A 17,177-nucleotide genomic window follows, 5' to 3' on the forward strand; every position below is an offset into this window, starting at 1 on the left:
TGGCGTGCGCCGCTTCGACTTCCCCCTGGACCTTCCCCATGCCAAGGCCGTGAACCAGACCCTCGCGGATGTCCGTCGTCTGCGGTGGTCGGCGATATTCGTCGGCGTGGTGTGTGTCGCCGGTGCGGTGGGCCTGTTCCTGCTCGGCGAGAGCTGGTCGTACATCGTCGCCGCCGTGCTGGCCGTGGCGGCCGCGACGTCGGTGTGGGTGGCGCTGTGGGCACCGCGCAAGGTCGGGACCATCGAGCAGCTCTATCACGACAGCCCGCTCGTTCCGGCTGTCGTCGCGGCGAAGCGCGCCCGCGGGTTGACGCTCCTCGCTCTGGTGGACATCGCGAAGCCCGAGACGACGGGCCGGCACTTCGCCCTCGTCACCCGCAACGTGGAAGCGGTCCCCGGCCACCGCATCGCGGTCGGCGAGCGGGTGCCGTGTGCCGCGGTCCTCTCCGACCGCACGACCCGCAACGACTCGGGTGTGTGGCAGATGGTCGGGCCGATGCCGATCGCGTGGGGCACCCGCGACAAGAAGGTCATCGCCGATGCCGTCGCACAGATTCCCGACGTCGAGTGGCGCGTGCTGAAGGACCAGCTGAAGAGGGTGGACGAGGTCGATGCCACCGACGAGCGTCGTCTCGAGCTGTCGAGCAAGGAACTGCCGCCGGAATTGCGGTGACCCGGAAGTTCGGTGACATGGAGATTCGCACGCTGACCGACGACGTGGTGGTGCTCTCGCCGCCTCGCTCGGCCGATGTCGACGCCATCACCGAAGCGTGCCGGGACCCGCGGATCGCCCGCTGGACCACCGTGCCCTCTCCCTACACCCGGCCGGACGCGCGGCATTTCGTCGAGGACATCGTTCCGGCCAAGTGGGAGAAAGGTTTCCCCGATTGGGCGATACGATCCGCCGCAGACGGGGTGTTGTGCGGCATGGTCGGATTCGTCCCGCGCGAGAGCACGGATCCGGAGATCGGCTACTGGATCGCCCCGGCCGCGCGGCGCCGGAGTCTCGCGACCGCCGCGGTGCGACTGGCATGCGGTTTCGCGTTCGCCCCGGACGGCCTGAACGTCCGGCGGGTCGCCTGGCGCGCCTTCGTCGGCAACCGTGCCTCCGCTGCCGTCGCACGGCGGGTCGGATTCCGGTACGAGGGCATCGTCCGGAACGGTCTCGTCCAGCGCGGCGTTCCGCGGGACGTGTGGGTCGCCGGGCTGTCTGCCGACGACCCACCCGGACCCGTGGACGGCTGGCCCTTGTAGGCCGTCACGCGAGGTGAGGAAGCACTTCCTTCTCGAGCAGTTCCAGCCCCGAGGTGTCGTAGGCGGCCTCGGGCACGTAGAAGATCGCGTACTCGAGCCCCTGCTTCTTCAGGGCAGTGAGGTTCTCGACGATCTGCTCGGGGGTGCCGACGGCAGGCATCCCCCGGAAGGCGTCGAGCGCCCCGCCGGCCTTCTCCGGTCCCACGATCGGTTCGAGACGGGCCCGCAGCGCCTCGAGTCGGTCCTGCACCTCGGCTTCGGTGCGGCCGATCGCCACGTTGTAGTTGGCCGACCGCACGATCGCGCCGAAGTCGGTGCCGACCTCGGCGCAGTGCTCCCGCAGGATCTCCGATTTGCGCGCGAAACCTTCGGGTGTGCCGTCGAAGTTGGTGTACTGCGCGTACTTCGCGGCGATCTTCAAGGTCACCTTCTCGCCGCCGCCCGCGATCCACAGCGGAATACCGCCCTCCTGCAGCGGAAGCGGACGGACGATCGCGCCGTCGACGGTGTAGTGCCTGCCGGAGAAGGTCGCGGAACCCGTGGTCCAGGCCTGCCGGAGGATCTGTACGCCCTCGTCGAGGCGGCGCAGTCGCTCACCCGCCGACGGGAAACCGTAACCGTATGCGCGCCATTCGTGTTCGTACCAGCCACCGCCGATACCCATCTCGATGCGTCCGCCGGAGATGATGTCGGTGGTGGCCGCGACCTTCGCGAGGTAGGCCGGGTTGCGGTAGGCCATGGCGGTGCACATCTGGCCGATGCGCACGCGCTCGGTGACGGCCGCGAAGGCCGACACGAGGGTCCATGCCTCGTGGGTGGCCTCGTCGGTGGGTGCAGGGACCGTGTGGAAATGGTCGTACACCCAGATCGAGTCCCACGGGCCGCGATCGGCGCGGACCGCGAGGTCGCGCATCACCTGCCACTGGTCGGAGGGATCGATGTCGACGAGGTCCAGTCGCCAGCCCTGGGGGACGAACAATCCGAAGCGCATGCGGGTCCTAAGGTCGAAGTGACGGTGTTCGGTGCCGGTTCGGCCGGCGCCACCTGTTCCAGTGTGCGACGCGGCCACGGTGAGTATCGCGGAACGAAGCGGAACATGCAGGCCGCTCCGATCTGAGGCTTCGGGTCGAATCCCTTCGTCGTGCACCCCCGGCGGGGAGCTCGGATGATCCGGCAGAGCTCACCGGTCGGCGCGCCACCGCGACAGGCGACGTTCGATCGAGACGAGGATGCCGTTGAAGACGAGCCCGACCAGCGAGATCGCGACGATGCCCGCGTACATGTCGGGGATCCGGAAGTTCAACTGCGACGCGGTGATCAGATATCCGAGACCGGCCTTCGCGCCGACCATCTCGGCTGCGATGAGCACCAGGATCGACGACGCCGCCGACATCCGGATACCGGTGAAGATCGTCGGCACCGCTGCGGGCAGGACGACCTTCCGGAACAGGAGGTGCGTCGGAAGACCGAGCGAGCGCGCGGATTTCACCAGCAACGGATCCACGGTGCGCACACCGGAGATGGTGTTGAGGAGGATCGGGAATGTGCACGCGTAGATCACCAACGCGACCTTCGAGGTCTCCCCGATGCCCAGGATCAGGATGAACACCGGGAGCAGCGCGAGCGCGGCCGTGTTGCGGAAGACCTCCAGGATCGGGTTCGACAGGTCGGCGACGGGTTTGTACCATCCGATCGCCGCTCCGAGCGGCACCGCCACGGCGACCGCGACGAAGAACCCCACGAGCGCACGGGAGAGGCTCGCAGCCAGGTGGTCGGCGAGCCGGCCGTCGCCGATCAGGTCGGCGAAGGCACCGACCACGGTGGTGAACGGGGGCAGGAACACCTCGTCGACGAGCCCGACCCGGGGAGCGATCTCCCACAGGGCCAGGAAGGCGACGATCGCCGCCGCGGGCTTGACGACACGCCACACCAGGGCGACGGTGCGCCGCCCGGCACTGCGCACCGGCGATCCGGCCGGCGCGACGGCGGGCTCGGCGTGGCCGTCGAGCCCGGGCTTCGTCAGAACGGCACTAGTGCTGGACATGCTGGGCCTCTTCCGTTGCTGTGGCGAGTTCGAGGTCGTGCGTGCGGGTCACCTCCGAGTGCAGCAGCGACCAGATGTCGTGCCGCAACGTCCGGAATGCCTCGCTCGAGCGGACGTCGTCGACGTTCCGGTCGATGTCGACGTCGACGATCGTCTTGATCCGGCCCGGTCGGGACGTGAGGACCGCGACGCGCTGCCCGAGATACACGGCTTCGTCGATCCCGTGGGTGATGAACAGGATGGTCTTACCCGTCTCGCGCCGGATGCGGAGCAGTTCGTCCTGCAGCGATTCGCGGGTCTGGGCGTCGAGTGCCGCGAACGGCTCGTCCATGAGCAGGACCTCGGGGTCGAAGGCGAGGCTGCGCGCAATGGCGACGCGCTGCTTCATGCCTCCCGACAACTCGTGCGGGTAGCGGTCACCGAATCCGTGCAGTCCCACGAGATCGAGGTAGTGTCCGGCGAGCTCACGCCGCTCCCGTTTGGGCAGCCCCTTGGCCTCCAGACCGAATTCGATGTTGTGGCGGGCCGTGCGCCACGGGAGCAGTGCGTACTGCTGGAAGACGATTCCGCGATCCAGACCGGGGCCGGTGACGGGACGGCCGTCGAGCAGGATCTGTCCAGAGGTCGGCGTACCGAGACCACCGAGAAGGTCGAGCAGGGTGGACTTTCCGCAACCGCTCGGACCGACCAGCACGAGGAACTCGCCGTCGGCGAGGTCGATGCTGATGTCGTCGAGAGCGGTGAAGGTGTCGTTCGTGCCGCGTACCGGGAACTGCTTGGTGACGTGGTCGATCCGGAGTTTGGGCTCGCTCACTTCGCCTCCTCGAGAGGTTCACCGTTCGGACCGCTGGTGGGTTCGTAGGTGCCGTTGGCGTAGGGGTTGAACTCGTTCGTGAAGACGTCGTCGAGTTCGACCTGTCCTTCGTCGAGTTCGCCGTTGCGCGTGAGCCAATCGATCCAGGTCCGAATCTCCTGGTCGGTGATCACTCCGCCGGGTCCGGCCACGCCGGGGCTGCGCCAGTACTCGACGAGACTCGTCGACTCGTTGCGTCCGCGTCCCTCGATGATCTCCTTGTACTTCGCGATCACCTCGTCGCGAGGAGTGACCTGTGTCCAGCGGATGGCACGGGCCGTGCCCTGCACCAGATCCGCGACGGCGCCGCGGTTCCGTTCGATGAAGTCGTCGCGGAACACCAGGGTTCCGTAGGAGAACGATCCGAAGAGGGATTCGTCGGTGAACAACGGGCGGATGCCGCCTCGTTCGACGGCGGTCTCACGGAACACGCTGCCGAGCGTTCCGACGTCGATCTGTCCTTCGCGCAGAGCCTGTTCCGTATTGACGGGCGGCACCACGATCAGTTCGACCTGCGCGATCTCCTCCGCGTTCAGGCCCTGCTGGGCGAGCCATTCCCGGACGAGAAATTCGTGGTGGGCGCCGAGGGTGTTCATGCCGACCTTCTTGCCGATCAGATCGCGTGCGGTGCGGATCGGGTTGTCCTCGAGGACGAAGTAGCCGGTGAAGGTCTGCTCGTCGGAGCCGTAGTAGGCGAGCACGGAGGTCAGCGGGGAGTTGCCGGCCTGCGCCTTGATCACGGCGCCGTTGAACGCGCCACCGAAGTCGACCTGGTTCGTGGCGGTGTTCTGGAGCGACTGGGGACCGTTGCCGTTGTCTCCGATCCACTCCAGTTCGACGTCTTCGAAGTACCCGAGCGCTTCGGCGAGTTCGGGGAATCCGACCTGGCCGGCCGAACCCTCGTAGCGGAGGACGGTTCTTCCGTCCGCGGTGGTGGTCGCCCCGGAACCCGAGCACGCGGTCGCGACGGAGGCGAGGGTGAGAAACGCTGCGGCGGCAGCGACGACGCGCAGACTACTTCTGCGCAGAGGGGATGCGGGCATCAGGATTCGAGTCCTCGTGTCGGCCCGAGGGTACGGGCGCGGTGATGGGTACCCGGCCCTTCCGGGTACAGGAACTACGCACCGGTGGTGCGACGATGGCATGACTGTCGCTCAGCGACAACACAACCGACACTCGGACACGGTTCGTCCCCCTTCGATGTTCTGCGACGGTGACAGCATCCCCGCCCGGCAGAGGTGGTCACAACGATTGTGCGCAGAGTGATCCGAAGTGGGTGAATCCTCGTCCACACACGACGAAGGCCGGCACATCGACTGTGCCGGCCTTCGCCGTGGTGGACACGATCCGCGCGGGCGCTTCACCGCCTCGGATCGTGTCCGTCTTCCGCCCCCTACCGATCGGCCGGGAGCGGTGGGTGGGTTTCGTACACCGTCTCCCTGTTGCGGCCGAGGTCAGCGACGGAAGAGCGACCGTATGCTCCGACGCTCGGCGCGGGCCGGGACGGTGTCCTGACCGCAGGTGCAGCGATCGGCGGCGGGGACGGAACGCAGGACGGCGTCGACATGCTGTCCGCATCCACCCCATCCGGTCTTTCCGCAGTTCGGACAGGCGACGGGGTAACACATGAGAGTCCTCCTCGATGAGAATTCGCTACGGACCCGGCGACGGGGTCAGGAGCGCGAAGCTGCACGTCGTTCGGCAGCCCGGTGGTGGATCTCGGTCATGTCGAGGGCCTCGATCCGGGTGATCAGGTCCTCGAGAGCCGGTGCCGGCAACGCCCCGGGCTGCGAGTAGACGAGCACACCCTCCCGGAAGGCCATGATCGTCGGAATCGAGCGGATGTTCGCCGTGGCAGCGAGTTGCTGTTCGGCTTCGGTGTCGACCTTGGCATGCACGATCTCGGGGTGCGCCTGCGACGACTTCTCGAAGACCGGCCCGAAGGCACGGCACGGGCCGCACCACGATGCCCAGAAGTCGACGAGCACGATGTCGTTGCCGAGAACGGTGGATTCGAAGTCCGCCATCGTGAGGTTCTTCGTCGTCATGAGTTCTGCTTCCTTCTCGGGGTCGGCACGATCAGGCGGGGACGTGGGATTCGGCCCATGCGTTGTAGCCTCCGAGCAGATCCGTGACGTTCTCGAAGCCCTGGGCCCGCAACAGTGAGGCCGCGACGCTCGAACGCCATCCCCCTGCACAGTGCACGACGATCGGCTTGCCGGACGGGACCTGGTCCAAGCGGGTACGCAACTGGGCCAGCGGGATCGGCATCGCACCCGGAATGGTTCCGAACTCGCGCTCACCGGGATTGCGGATGTCGACGAGGGTGACCGCGTCGGCGGCGAGCAACCGGTCGAGTTCGTCGACCGATGTCCTGGATGCGGTCTCGACCAGATCGGCCAGTTCCGCCGGGAACACCCCGTCCCGATCGACGTTCAGATAGCCTGCAGCGCCGTCCGATCCGATTCGGGCCAGACGCACCGCGGCGTCCTGCTCCTCGCCGGGATAGGTGATCAGTACGATCTTCTCGCCCACCTCGGCGACCATGCCGCCGGTCTCGGCGAAACGCCCGTCGAATCCGACGTTGATCGAACCGCGCAGATGCCCGGCGGCGAAGTCGTCGACGCCGCGCGCATCGAGGACACGCGTGCCGGCGGCGAGTTCCGCCTTCATCCGCTCGGGGCTCAGCTCGGGAATCGTGTGATCCTGCGCCAGAAGCGGGTGCATCCGCTTGTTCATCGCGGCGTCGACCGAGAAGTACGACGGTGCGGCCGGCTGACCTTCGGTGACCAGGGCGACGAAGTCGTCCTCGCTCATCGGCTGCACGGACGGGTTGGTGGCGCGCTGTTCGCCGATGGTCGAGGTGAGTTCGGTCGACAGGTTCTTCCCGCAGGACGAACCGGCACCGTGAGCAGGCATGACGACGACTTCGTCGGGCAATGTCAGCAGCTTCTCGTGCACGGTGCGGTACATCGCGCGAGCCAGATCGGCACTCGAGCCGTCGCCGAGGTTGACCAGATCGGGACGTCCGACGTCGCCGATGAACAGCGAGTCCCCGGTGAGCACTGCGGCCGGGACGGCGCCGGAATGCTCGCGCACCAGCACCGAGATCGACTCCCAGGTGTGGCCCGGGGTGGACAGGATCTCGAGTTCGACGTCCCCCAGCGACAACTTCTCGCCGTCACGCAGACGGCGGATCGGGTAGTCGGTCTCCGCCGCTTCACCGAATCCGATCCACGCACCCGTGGCGTCGACCAGTTCGAGATGACCGGAGACGAAGTCCGCGTGGAAGTGGGTGTTGATCACACCCTCGATGGTCAGGCCGTACTTCTCTGCGTCGGAAAGATATTCGGTGATGTCGCGGCGGGGATCGACCACGACCGCCCTGCCCGTGTTCTCGTCACCGATGAGGTAGGACGCATGGGAGAGGCACTCGATGTAGTACTGCTCGAGAATCATGGATTCCTCCGTTGCTGGATCCGGATGGCGTTCCGGTGATATGGACATCGTGGCATATACCCCCTAGGGTATGTCAAGTACCCCCTGGGGTATCAGTTCGCCCCCGAAGCTCGGCCCTGCCGGGACGATCACATTTCTTGCATATACCCCCAGGGGTATGTATACGATGGTCCTGCAATACCCCCGGGGGCACCTCCTCGAACCCCTACCGATCCTCACGCTCGAAAGGCCACTCATGACCGAGTCCCCTACCGCCACCGTCGATCCGAATTCCCTGCACGAGTCGATCGATTCGGGCGGGCCCGTACGGATCGTCGACGTCCGGACTCCCGGCGAATTCGAGTCCGTGCACATTCCCGGCGCCTACAACGTCCCCCTCGACCTGCTGCGTGAGCATCGCGACGAGTTCTGCGCCCATCTCGACGAGAACGTCGTACTGGTGTGCCGCTCCGGGCAGCGTGCCGGCCAGGCCGAACAGGCCCTGCGTGAAGCAGGGTTGCCGAACCTCCACATCCTCGAGGGCGGCATGCTCGGCTGGGAATCGGCCGGCCTGCCCGTCAACCGCGGCGCAGATCGCTGGGATCTCGAACGCCAGGTCCGGCTCGTCGCCGGCTCGCTCGTCCTGGGCTCGGTTCTCGGAAGTATCGCCGTGCCGAAACTCAAGTGGCTCGCTGCCGGCATCGGCGGCGGGTTGACCTTCGCCGCACTGTCGGACACCTGCGCGATGGGCATGCTGCTGTCCAAGCTGCCCTACAACCGCGGGGCACAGTGGGATCTCCAGAACGTCGTCACCCAGTTGACCGGAGGTCCGTCCTGCCCGGCCGAAAGGAAACTGGCATGGTCGCGCTGACCGTAGCCCTGGCGGTCCTGGTCGGCGTCACCCTCGGACTGCTCGGTGGCGGGGGCTCGATTCTCACCGTCCCCCTACTCGCTTACGTCGCAGGGATGGACGCAAAGGAGGCGATCGCCACCTCGCTGCTGGTCGTGGGTGTCACCAGCGCGGTCGGCGCGATCTCCCACGCTCGCGCCGGCCGCGTGCAGTGGCGTACCGGCATCCTGTTCGGCCTGGCCGGCATGGTCGGCGCCTACGGCGGTGGTCTGCTCTCGCGCTTCATTCCGGGCACCGTACTGCTGCTCGGCTTCGCCGTGATGATGATCGCCACAGCGATCGCCATGCTCCGCGGCCGCAAGAACAAGGCCGCGGCCGGTGAGGGCGACGCTGCGATGCCCGTCGGCAAGATCCTGCTCGACGGTGTCGTGGTCGGCCTGGTCACCGGTCTCGTCGGTGCCGGCGGCGGCTTCCTCGTCGTGCCGGCCCTGGCATTGCTCGGCGGCCTGCCCATGCCGATCGCGGTCGGCACGTCGCTGATCGTGATCGCCATGAAGTCCTTCGCCGGACTCGGAGGCTATCTGTCCACCGTGCAGATCGACTGGCGTCTCGCGGCGATGGTCACCGGTGCCGCCGTCGTGGGCAGCCTCATCGGCGGCCGTCTGACCTCGCTGGTCGATCCGGACACCCTGCGCAAGAGCTTCGGCTGGTTCGTGCTGATCATGTCCTCCGTCATCCTCGCGCAGGAGATCCACCCCGGCGTCGGCATTGCCACGGCGGCACTCACCGTGGTCGCCGCCGGCGCCACCTATGTCTGCAACCGCAGCGAGCACTGCCCACTGCAACGCCTCGGAGGACGCTCTCGCACAGCCGCGGCGGCGGGCTGAACGCACGACGCGGAAGCGCTCACCCGTTCTCGACAGACCCGAACCGAGGAGTTCACCATGCAGGAAGTCGACACTGTCGCTCTGATCACGGCGTGGGAGTCCGGAGCTCCGGTGCTCGATGTCCGCGAGGACTACGAGTACCTCCGGGGCCACGTCCCCGGCGCTCGGTCGATCCCCCTCCCCGAACTGTCCGCCCGCGTAGGGGAGGTACCGCCGGGAGGGACCGTCTATGTGATCTGCGCGTCCGGAAACCGGAGCAAGCGTGGAGCCGAGATCCTCGAATCCGCGGGACGGTCCGCAGTGTCCGTCGCCGGCGGGACGAGGGCGTGGGTCTCCGCGGGTCGGGAAGTGCGGCGCGGACCCACCCCCTGAGCGCCGCGCCGAACTTCTTCACCAGCGGCCTGCATGCCGCCTTCGATGACGGCATGCAGGCCGTAGAGTGGAACTTCGCCGGGCCGGGCCCGGACGATGGTGAAACGAAAGCGGTGACACGGACGTGATGGGCCTCGGCGAGCTGGAATCGGCGATCATGGACGTGCTGTGGCAGAGCGACGAACCCCTTCGTGTACGCGATGTGCTGGCACGCCTCGAGCCCGACCGGTCGCCGGCCTACACGACCGTGATGACGGTCCTGGACAACCTGCACACCAAGGGCATGGTCACCCGCAGCCGAATCGGCCGTGGTTACAGCTACCGCGCAACCCGTAGCCGCGAGGAAACCGCGGCAGAACTGCTGCGGCACGTGCTCCGGACGTCCGGCGACGCCGAACAGGTCATGCTGCACTTCGCCAGTTCTGCGACGGAGGACGAATCCCGGATCCTGCGCCGCGCCGCCCGGCGGACCACGGCCCGCAACCGCAGGAATCTGCCCTCGTGATCGTTGCAGCAGCACTGTTCGTGGCAGCGCTCGTCCTCGGTTTCGCAGCGCCGCGATGGCTTTCGCATCTGGCCTCCCCGGGCCGCGATCCGCGCGGTGCGCTCACCGCGTGGGTATCGACCGAGGTCCTGTTCGTCGCGGCACTGGCCGGCGGTCCCCTGGCGGTAGCCACGCGACCCGGCTTGCAGATCGATCATCTGCCGGTACCGGCGTCGTGTGTGCGTACGGCGCGGGACGAAGGATTGCTGCCATGGCTGCCCTATCTGGAGACAGCGCTGTGGGTGGTCGCGGGCGCGGTTCTCGTGCGGATCGCCGTGGTGGTGTCCCGTTCGTACCGCAGGCACCGCCGCGAAACCGTTGCCCACCTCAACCTGGTCCGCATCCTCGGAAGGATCCGGAGACACGCCGGGGGTGAAGTCATCTGGTTGCAGGACACCGCCTGCGCGGCATACAGCATCGGCGGCCGTAACGGCACTGTCGTGGCCGGCGAGGGACTGAAAGCGCTGGACCCACCGACGCGTCGGGCGGTACTCGATCACGAGTACGCACACATCCGCGGTCGCCACCATGTGCTGGTGGCGATCAGCGGGGCCCTGAGGACGGCGTTGCCGTTCGTGCCGCTGTGCCGCCAGGGAGCGCCGTGGATACGTGTGCTCGTCGAGCTGGCAGCAGATCGCCGGGCCGCGCAGTCCTGCGGACACGATGCGGTCCGCGATGCTCTGCTCCGGTGCGCAACGACGCTCGATCCGGCGGCACGAGAAGAAGCATCCGACGGGTATCTCGACGCGAGGCTCCGGTGGTTGAGTCCGGTTCGCCGGTCCGGCCGTTCGCACGGCGTACTCGCTCGTCCTTTCGCAGTGGCCTTGTCCGCTCTTCCCGCATTCCTCACGGGAGTCTCCGTCGTCGGAATCGTGACCGCGTCCTGCCTCCCCGTGTGATCGGCGATTCACAGGAGTCGTCGCAGGGACGCCGCCGCCACCGGTAGAGAACGGCGCCGCCGAGCAGGGCCAGCGAGAGGACGGCGAGGATCGGCTGTAGCGGGGCCCACCATCCGAGCGCTCCGGACGCGCCGATCGTGACGAGCACCACTTTGTTGCAGACCGGGCAGCCCACGGCGAACACGGTCAGCATCACTCCGGCCGCGGGTGTCGCCGTCCGCGGACTCCCGGAGTGGGAGTTCTGTAGACCGAACCACAGCGCGGTCAGCACCACGGTCGCGCCGAGCACCGGGTATTCCCACCAGCGCACCGGGATCTCCCGGCCGAACCACGGATTCGCGAGGATGTCCGTCGGTACGCCGACGACCAGAAGAGTGATCACCCCCGCGGCCACCGCTCGGAGCAGGGCTCTGATCCGATACGAATTCTTCTGAGCGATTGCGGGATTGCGAGTCTCGAGAGCTGCGGGAGGGGTGGTCACATCGGGATCCTTGTCGACGGAGAGTGGCACAACTACTAACCAGCTTAGTAGCTCGAGCTACTATCCTGCTTAGTAGTTCGGGGCGGTCGATCCACTCCGGCACGACCGACCGTGGAGGCACGCATGACCCCGACGAAACACACCGTCCGCACCCGGCGGGACCTGTGGCTGCTCGGCGCGCTCGGCGTCGTCGTCGCGGTTCTGCTCACGTTTCTCGTCGTCGGCCGCACCGGCGCCGAAGATGCGGCCGAACCTGTGACGGCTCCGCAGATGGGACCGGTCGGAGATATGTCACGGCGCATCGACGGTGACCCGTTGGCGATCGGCGCAGTGGATGCTCCCGTGGTGTTGGTCGAGTACTCCGACTACCGCTGCCCGTTCTGCGCCAAGTTCAGCCGAGACGTCGAGCCGGCTCTGATCGACAAGTACGTCGACGAGGGCATTCTGCGCATGGAATGGCGCGATCTTCCGATCTTCGGCGACCAATCGATGGCCGCTGCCCGTGCCGGACGCGCCGCTGCCGCACAGGGGAAGTTCTGGGAATTCAACGCGACCGTCTACGCAGCTTCCCCCGATCGCGGCCATCCCGACCTGACGCCGGAATCTCTGCGCAGCTTCGCAGCTGCGGCCGGAGTGCCCGACCTGGATCGATTCGACCGGGAGGCCGCGGACCCGTCCGTCGACCAGTCCATCTACGCCGACATGCTCGAGGCGAACACCATCGGCGTATCGAGTACGCCGTCGTTCGTGATCAACGGCACCCCGATCCTGGGCGCACAGCCGCTCGGAGTCTTCGAGCAGGTCATCGAGGCAGCAGCCGGGGCGGCGGAGTGACCGAGATCGGCCTGCTCGGTGCTCTGCTCGGCGGCGTGCTCTCCCTGCTCAGCCCGTGCTCGGCGCTGCTGCTGCCCTCGTTCTTCGCGTATGCCTTCGACGGTGCGGGGCGCCTGGCGGCACGCACCGCACTCTTCTACGCCGGATTGACCTCGGTACTCGCGCCCCTGGGAGCCGGACTGGGATTGATCGGTGCGCTCCTGACCCAGCACCGCGCCGTGATCACCCTGGTCAGCGGCACCATTCTCATCGGTCTCGGCATCATGACCGTTGCCGGCGGAGGCTTCGCATCGAAGTCGGCGCAGCAAGCCGCGAACTCGCTGACCGGCTCCGGCGCCCTGTCGGTGTTCGCGCTCGGAGCCGTGTACGGATTCGCAGGATTCTGCTCCGGACCCCTGCTCGGGAGCGTGCTGACCATCGCGGTCGCCGGGGGGCACCCGCTGCACGGGGCCGTGCTGATGGCCGTCTACGCCCTCGGTATGGCGCTGCCGCTGTTCGCACTGGCCCTCGCGTGGGAACGATTCGAGCTGCGGAAGCGCACCTGGCTACGAGGACGTCCCATCACCCTCGGCCCCCTGCGAACCCATACCACGTCTTTGATCTCGGGGCTGCTGTTCGTCGGCATCGGCGTGCTGTTCCTCGTCACCGACGGCACCGCGAATCTCACCGGGCCGATGGGTGTCGACGAGCAGTTCGATCTGCAAGTAGCACTCGGCCGGTGGACACAGGAGGTGCCCGTCGTCCCGATTCTTCTGATCGTCACGCTCGTCGCGTTCTTCGTCGTCATGCTCCGCGTGGTGCGTCAACGGCAAAGACGCTGATACGCGCCACCGCGATCGTCGGGTCGCTCGCCGGGTGCCGTCGGTCGCACGACTCACACGCCGATTTGATACCCCCGGGGGTACACTGGTCTGCAGAACTAGGAAAGGACGCCTCCATGGTCGGCGACGAAGACAGCATCGCATTGGTACTCAACCGGCTGCGCCGCGCACAGGGTCAGCTCGGCGGAGTGATCGCGATGATCGAACAGGGCCGGGACTGCAAGGACGTCGTCACTCAGCTTGCAGCCGTGTCGCGCGCGCTGGACCGCGCCGGTTTCAAGATCGTGGCGAGCGGGCTGAAGGAATGCATGAACGGCAATGCCGAGGACGGCAAGGAACCGATGACCGAGGTCGAACTCGAGAAGCTCTTCCTCGCCCTGGCCTGATCCCTCCCCTTCCGAGAGAAAGCAGGACACCCATGACACTCGCACTCTCGACCACCCTGCACACCTCGTTCCCCGACGCGGTCGAACGCACCCGTAAGGCGCTGTCCGAGCAGGGATTCGGCGTGCTCACCGAGATCGACATGAAGGCCACCCTGAAGGCGAAGCTCGGCGAGGACATGGAGGACTACGTGATCCTCGGGGCATGCAATCCGCCACTGGCACACCGCGCAGTGACGGTCGACAGGCAGATCGGGCTCCTGCTCCCCTGCAACGTCGTGGTCCGCACCGATCCGAACAACCCGGAAACGGTCGTGGTCGACGCGATGAACCCGCAGATGATGGTGCAGGTCGCCGATCAACCGGGACTCGCGGAGGTCGCCGACGACGCCACCACCGCCCTGCAGGCCGCAATCGATTCGCTGAAGGCGGACGTACCGAAGAACTGAAGGCGACAGACACCACGAAGGCCGGCACAGAGCTGTGCCGGCCTTCGCCGGCCGTCTCGAGTTCCGCCGGGTCGGACCAGGACGGAAGTTGCCGGGCGTGTTTCATGAAGTCGCGCAGGTCGTTCGGAAGTCCTCAGGGCGACGGCCGAGAGTTCTTCCGCCCGGCAGTTCCTCGTTCCCATTGCGCTGCCGGATGTTCAGTCGACGCGGTAGTACCGCCCGGCGTCGTCCAATCGTGCACGCAACGCGTCGATTGCCGGCCGTTGCCCCTTGTGCAGCTTCGTCTCGGCGTCCGCCGCGACGACCCAGCGCGCCTCGTCGACCTCCGGGATGGTGATCCGCTTGCCGGATCGCGGGGGCCATTCGACCTCGCACGTGTTGCTCTCGACGAACCTCAGCTCCTCCGCCGTCTCCCCCGCGTAGATGCTGACGATCTTGCCGGACGACTGCCGGTAGCGACCCAGCAACGACAACGGCACATCCGGGGGCTCGATCCCGCATTCCTCTGTGAACTCGCGCAGGGCGACCTCGCGAGGATCCTCCTCGGGACCGTACTCGCCCTTCGGTACCGACCAGGCCGCTTCGTCTTTCCCCTTCCAGTACGGGCCGCCGGGGTGGACGAGCCACACGCCGAGCAGTCCGGTGTCGTCGATGCGATAGAACAGCAGACCCGCACTGGTGACGGCCATCATTACTCCTGTATCCCTGTGACAGGTCGACGCAGAACGGTTCTCAACTTCGCGGGCGCGGCGCGGCGAGGGTCGGACAGGTAGATCTCGTGGTGTTCACCCGCGAACGTCAGGCCTCGCTCCGGCATCACCTGCGTGTGCAGGCGCCGCAGTACAAGTCCTTCGTCGTCGTACGGTCCGATGTGCAGGATCTGCAGCGCCTTGCCCTCCGTCAACCGGAACGGCCGAACACGCGGCAACGAGGGAAGCGACTTCTTCTTCGCGCGGGCCTTCCCGCCCGCGGACACGATCGCCTCGGTCACCATGTCGCCGGTGATCCAGGTCGGCTGCGCGATCATCATGCGCCACGACCAGAGGTCTTTGTTCCGGGTGTGGAAGGTGGTCATGTCCTCGCTCCACCACAGTCCTTCGAGGGGCCCGACGACGAAATCACGGCCGAGTTCGTTCTCGGAGGTGAACTTGACGGTGTATGCCACCGAGTAGAGAGCTTCCACGGCGTCGGCGTACTCCTCGGAACTGTTCGGATCGCCTGTCCCGTCCACGGCCGGATAACCGAACTCGGGGACGTGCACCTCGGTGAAATCCTCGGACGAGCAGGTGTACCGCTCGCGGTACTGCCGTTCGATGTCGTATTTGTCCACGGCACCCCTTCCGTTCGAGGACGAGAATAGGCGTCTGGCGGCATCCGTACGCGCGATCCGCCGTTGCCTTCGCCCTGCAGCCGATTGCGTCTAGCATCGTGCTCATGCTCGACGAGAGCGCCCAGAAGGCGTTCGAGGAGAACCGCACCCACCTGCTGTCGGTGGCGTACCGCCTCACCGGCAGCCTCGCCGATTCCGAGGACGCCGTACAGGACGCATGGCTTCGACTCGCGGGCGCGGATGCCACCGAGGTGCGCGACCTGCGTGCGTGGCTGACGACGGTCGTGGGGCGATTGTGTCTCGACAGACTGCGCTCGGCCGCGGTGCGCCGCGAGACGTGTGTGGGCCAGTGGTTGCCCGAGCCGATCGTGGCGCCCTTCGGTTCCTCCGTTCCCCCGGATCCGCTCGACGAGATCGTGCGCGACGAGGACAACCGTCTGGCCGCCCTCGTCGTGCTCGACAACCTGACCCCGGCGCAGCGCGTGGCGTTCGTCCTCCACGACGCGTACGGCATCCCCTTCGACGACATCGCCCGCACCCTCGGCGTCGCCACCCCGACCGCCCGCCGGCTGGCCTCCCGCGCCCGCCGGACGGTGTCGTCCGTTCCGCCGCCGAGTTCGCCGGCCGAACACGAGGAGGCCGTCGTGCGGCTCGTCGCGGCCGTCGCCGGCGCCGACCTCGATGCCGTCGTCACCGCGCTCCATCCCGATGCCCGCATGATCGGGGACGCCGGGGGCACGACCCGCACGGCAGCGAACGTCGTGGTCGGCGCCGAGAAGGGTGGCGCGTTTCATCCTGGAGTTGCCGCGGCTCCACGGCGCCGAGGCGTTGACGGCGTTCGAACCGGTCCTCGCGAACGGCGAGTCGGGTCTGCTGAACCGCGGTCGCCCGGCCGAGGACGGTCGGCCGGGCTTTCCCACGCGTGACGGCGTGGACCGTGCGGGACGGACGGATCCGGGCTGCCTACGACATGGCGGATCCCGAGAAGCTCAGGCGCGGAATCCTCCTGGACGACAGCATCTTCGATCAGTCGTCAAGCGCTCCCGGTCTCACCGGTGCGCGGTTCGGCCCACGGGACGCGGCAGGCGTCCGTGCTGAAACCCTGATCGTGGATGCCCAGAGCCGAGTTCATGCGCGCACGCATGTTCTCGAGCGCGATCTGATAGGTGAGTTCGACGACGCCCGCCGGCCCGAAACGACGCTCGAGGTCGGCGACCTGTTCGTCGGTGACCTCCGTCGCCACGTCGCCGGTCATCGCGTCGGCGTAGGCGATCGCAGCCTTCTCGTCGTCGCTGTAGAGATCGGAGGTCCGGTACTCGGCGATGTGGGCGAGGCGTTCGGTGTCGAGTCCGTCCAGTCGCTGCATCATCGTGCCGAAATCGATGCACCACGAGCATCCGACGGTCCACGCCACGCGATAGACCGCGATCTCCCGGACCGCGGCGGGCAGGACGGTGGAGGCGCGTTGAGCGAGCATCTCGTGGACTCCGCTCGTACGCATCAGCCTCGGATGGTGCGCCGTCACCGCGAAGGGTTCGGGTACCGAACCGAACCTGCGGCGGGCGAACGCATACATCGCACGGGTCGTCGGGCCCGCGCGGTCGGGAGCGACGGCTTCGAGTCGTGCCATGACAATGTCCTTCCGATACGACCGACGGAGCCTTCCGTCGGATCCGAGGTGGTCTACACCATGGAGACGAGGCAGGCCGCACGGATGTGACACCTCGGGCGCTACGCT

The 17,177-nt window shown here is 67.2% G+C and carries 21 protein-coding genes and 1 pseudogene; 12 read left to right on the forward strand and 10 right to left on the reverse strand.

The genetic code is table 11. The features are described 5' to 3' along the window. Positions 1-4 precede the first annotated feature (4 nt). Together EQ874_RS13795 and EQ874_RS13800 are read left to right on the forward strand one after the other, a co-directional pair. Entirely contained in the window at positions 5-673 is a 669-nt protein-coding gene (locus tag EQ874_RS13795) for a DUF3239 domain-containing protein (protein WP_129977119.1), read from the forward strand. A gap of 17 nt (positions 674-690) precedes the next feature. Further along, positions 691-1,254: a GNAT family N-acetyltransferase gene (locus EQ874_RS13800; RefSeq protein WP_129977120.1), complete on the forward strand. Its 564-nt coding sequence runs from the start codon at positions 691-693 to the stop codon at positions 1,252-1,254. Positions 1,255-1,258: 4 nt separating this feature from the next. On the opposite strand, the gene EQ874_RS13805 is transcribed toward EQ874_RS13800, so the two are convergent. The 6 genes from EQ874_RS13805 to EQ874_RS13830 all read right to left on the reverse strand — a co-directional run bounded on the left by EQ874_RS13805 (position 1,259) and on the right by EQ874_RS13830 (position 7,610). After that, entirely contained in the window at positions 1,259-2,245 is a 987-nt protein-coding gene (locus EQ874_RS13805; RefSeq protein WP_129977121.1) for an LLM class F420-dependent oxidoreductase, read from the reverse strand. 189 nt (positions 2,246-2,434) lie between these two features. Further along, positions 2,435-3,298, reverse strand: coding sequence for an ABC transporter permease (locus tag EQ874_RS13810; RefSeq protein WP_129977122.1), 864 nt, complete (start codon positions 3,296-3,298; stop codon positions 2,435-2,437). Then, positions 3,285-4,112 carry an ABC transporter ATP-binding protein gene (locus tag EQ874_RS13815; protein ID WP_129977123.1) on the reverse strand — a complete coding sequence of 276 codons (828 nt, stop codon included), beginning with the start codon at positions 4,110-4,112 and terminating at the stop codon, positions 3,285-3,287. Before EQ874_RS13815 ends, EQ874_RS13810 begins: the two co-directional genes overlap by 14 nt. Then, positions 4,109-5,194: an ABC transporter substrate-binding protein gene (locus tag EQ874_RS13820; protein WP_094980927.1), complete on the reverse strand. Its 1,086-nt coding sequence runs from the start codon at positions 5,192-5,194 to the stop codon at positions 4,109-4,111. Before EQ874_RS13820 ends, EQ874_RS13815 begins: the two co-directional genes overlap by 4 nt. A 630-nt stretch (positions 5,195-5,824) precedes the next feature. After that, positions 5,825-6,199, reverse strand: coding sequence for a thioredoxin (trxA, locus tag EQ874_RS13825; RefSeq protein WP_129977124.1), 375 nt, complete (start codon positions 6,197-6,199; stop codon positions 5,825-5,827). Positions 6,200-6,230: 31 nt separating this feature from the next. Further along, complete coding sequence (locus tag EQ874_RS13830; protein ID WP_129977125.1) at positions 6,231-7,610, reverse strand: MBL fold metallo-hydrolase; 1,380 nt, start codon at positions 7,608-7,610, stop codon at positions 6,231-6,233. A gap of 235 nt (positions 7,611-7,845) precedes the next feature. On the opposite strand from EQ874_RS13830, the gene EQ874_RS13835 reads away from it, so the two are divergent. From EQ874_RS13835 to EQ874_RS13855, 5 genes are all read left to right on the forward strand, one after another. Further along, the gene (locus tag EQ874_RS13835) at positions 7,846-8,460 is read left to right on the forward strand and encodes a rhodanese-like domain-containing protein (RefSeq protein ID WP_016932383.1); all 615 of its coding nucleotides are present in this window, start codon (positions 7,846-7,848) and stop codon (positions 8,458-8,460) included. Further along, on the forward strand, positions 8,448-9,326 hold the full coding sequence (locus EQ874_RS13840; RefSeq protein ID WP_094980928.1) for a sulfite exporter TauE/SafE family protein: 879 nt from the start codon (positions 8,448-8,450) through the stop codon (positions 9,324-9,326). The genes EQ874_RS13835 and EQ874_RS13840 overlap by 13 nt, the downstream gene beginning before the upstream one ends. A gap of 57 nt (positions 9,327-9,383) precedes the next feature. Continuing rightward, on the forward strand, positions 9,384-9,698 hold the full coding sequence (locus EQ874_RS13845) for a rhodanese-like domain-containing protein (RefSeq protein WP_006551700.1): 315 nt from the start codon (positions 9,384-9,386) through the stop codon (positions 9,696-9,698). A 127-nt stretch (positions 9,699-9,825) separates the two neighbouring features. After that, positions 9,826-10,203 carry a BlaI/MecI/CopY family transcriptional regulator gene (locus tag EQ874_RS13850; RefSeq protein ID WP_006551702.1) on the forward strand — a complete coding sequence of 126 codons (378 nt, stop codon included), beginning with the start codon at positions 9,826-9,828 and terminating at the stop codon, positions 10,201-10,203. Next, on the forward strand, positions 10,200-11,141 hold the full coding sequence (locus tag EQ874_RS13855) for a M56 family metallopeptidase (protein WP_129977126.1): 942 nt from the start codon (positions 10,200-10,202) through the stop codon (positions 11,139-11,141). Before EQ874_RS13850 ends, EQ874_RS13855 begins: the two co-directional genes overlap by 4 nt. Here EQ874_RS13855 and EQ874_RS13860 read toward each other — a convergent pair. Beyond that, on the reverse strand, positions 11,089-11,622 hold the full coding sequence (locus EQ874_RS13860) for a hypothetical protein (protein WP_242496762.1): 534 nt from the start codon (positions 11,620-11,622) through the stop codon (positions 11,089-11,091). The genes EQ874_RS13855 and EQ874_RS13860 overlap by 53 nt on opposite strands. Positions 11,623-11,745: 123 nt before the next feature. Here EQ874_RS13860 and EQ874_RS13865 point away from each other — a divergent pair, with 123 nt between their 5' ends. The 4 genes from EQ874_RS13865 to EQ874_RS13880 all read left to right on the forward strand — a co-directional run bounded on the left by EQ874_RS13865 (position 11,746) and on the right by EQ874_RS13880 (position 14,109). Continuing rightward, positions 11,746-12,456, forward strand: coding sequence for a thioredoxin domain-containing protein (locus EQ874_RS13865; protein WP_129977127.1), 711 nt, complete (start codon positions 11,746-11,748; stop codon positions 12,454-12,456). Next, a complete protein-coding gene (locus EQ874_RS13870; RefSeq protein WP_129977128.1) occupies positions 12,453-13,277 on the forward strand; it encodes a cytochrome c biogenesis CcdA family protein in 825 nt (274 codons plus the stop codon). Before EQ874_RS13865 ends, EQ874_RS13870 begins: the two co-directional genes overlap by 4 nt. A 116-nt stretch (positions 13,278-13,393) precedes the next feature. Beyond that, on the forward strand, positions 13,394-13,663 hold the full coding sequence (locus EQ874_RS13875) for a metal-sensitive transcriptional regulator (RefSeq protein ID WP_006551708.1): 270 nt from the start codon (positions 13,394-13,396) through the stop codon (positions 13,661-13,663). 32 nt (positions 13,664-13,695) lie between these two features. Continuing rightward, the gene (locus tag EQ874_RS13880) at positions 13,696-14,109 is read left to right on the forward strand and encodes a DUF302 domain-containing protein (RefSeq protein ID WP_006551709.1); all 414 of its coding nucleotides are present in this window, start codon (positions 13,696-13,698) and stop codon (positions 14,107-14,109) included. A 197-nt stretch (positions 14,110-14,306) separates the two neighbouring features. Here the strand turns inward: EQ874_RS13880 and EQ874_RS13885 are convergent, their stop codons facing one another. Next, positions 14,307-14,798, reverse strand: coding sequence for an NUDIX domain-containing protein (locus EQ874_RS13885; RefSeq protein ID WP_129977129.1), 492 nt, complete (start codon positions 14,796-14,798; stop codon positions 14,307-14,309). 2 nt (positions 14,799-14,800) lie between these two features. After that, positions 14,801-15,439, reverse strand: coding sequence for a GyrI-like domain-containing protein (locus EQ874_RS13890; RefSeq protein ID WP_129977130.1), 639 nt, complete (start codon positions 15,437-15,439; stop codon positions 14,801-14,803). Between the two features lie 104 nt (positions 15,440-15,543). Between EQ874_RS13890 and sigJ the strand changes: the two are divergent. Continuing rightward, positions 15,544-16,427 (forward strand): annotated as a pseudogene (gene sigJ / locus EQ874_RS13895) (RNA polymerase sigma factor SigJ); the annotation flags it as partial. Between the two features lie 45 nt (positions 16,428-16,472). Here sigJ and EQ874_RS13900 read toward each other — a convergent pair. Next, the gene (locus EQ874_RS13900; RefSeq protein ID WP_129977303.1) at positions 16,473-17,069 is read right to left on the reverse strand and encodes a carboxymuconolactone decarboxylase family protein; all 597 of its coding nucleotides are present in this window, start codon (positions 17,067-17,069) and stop codon (positions 16,473-16,475) included. Positions 17,070-17,177: the final 108 nt, after the last annotated feature.

The sequence above is a fragment of the Rhodococcus sp. Q1 genome, from assembly GCF_004153645.1.
Lineage (GTDB): Bacteria > Actinomycetota > Actinomycetes > Mycobacteriales > Mycobacteriaceae > Rhodococcus > Rhodococcus gordoniae.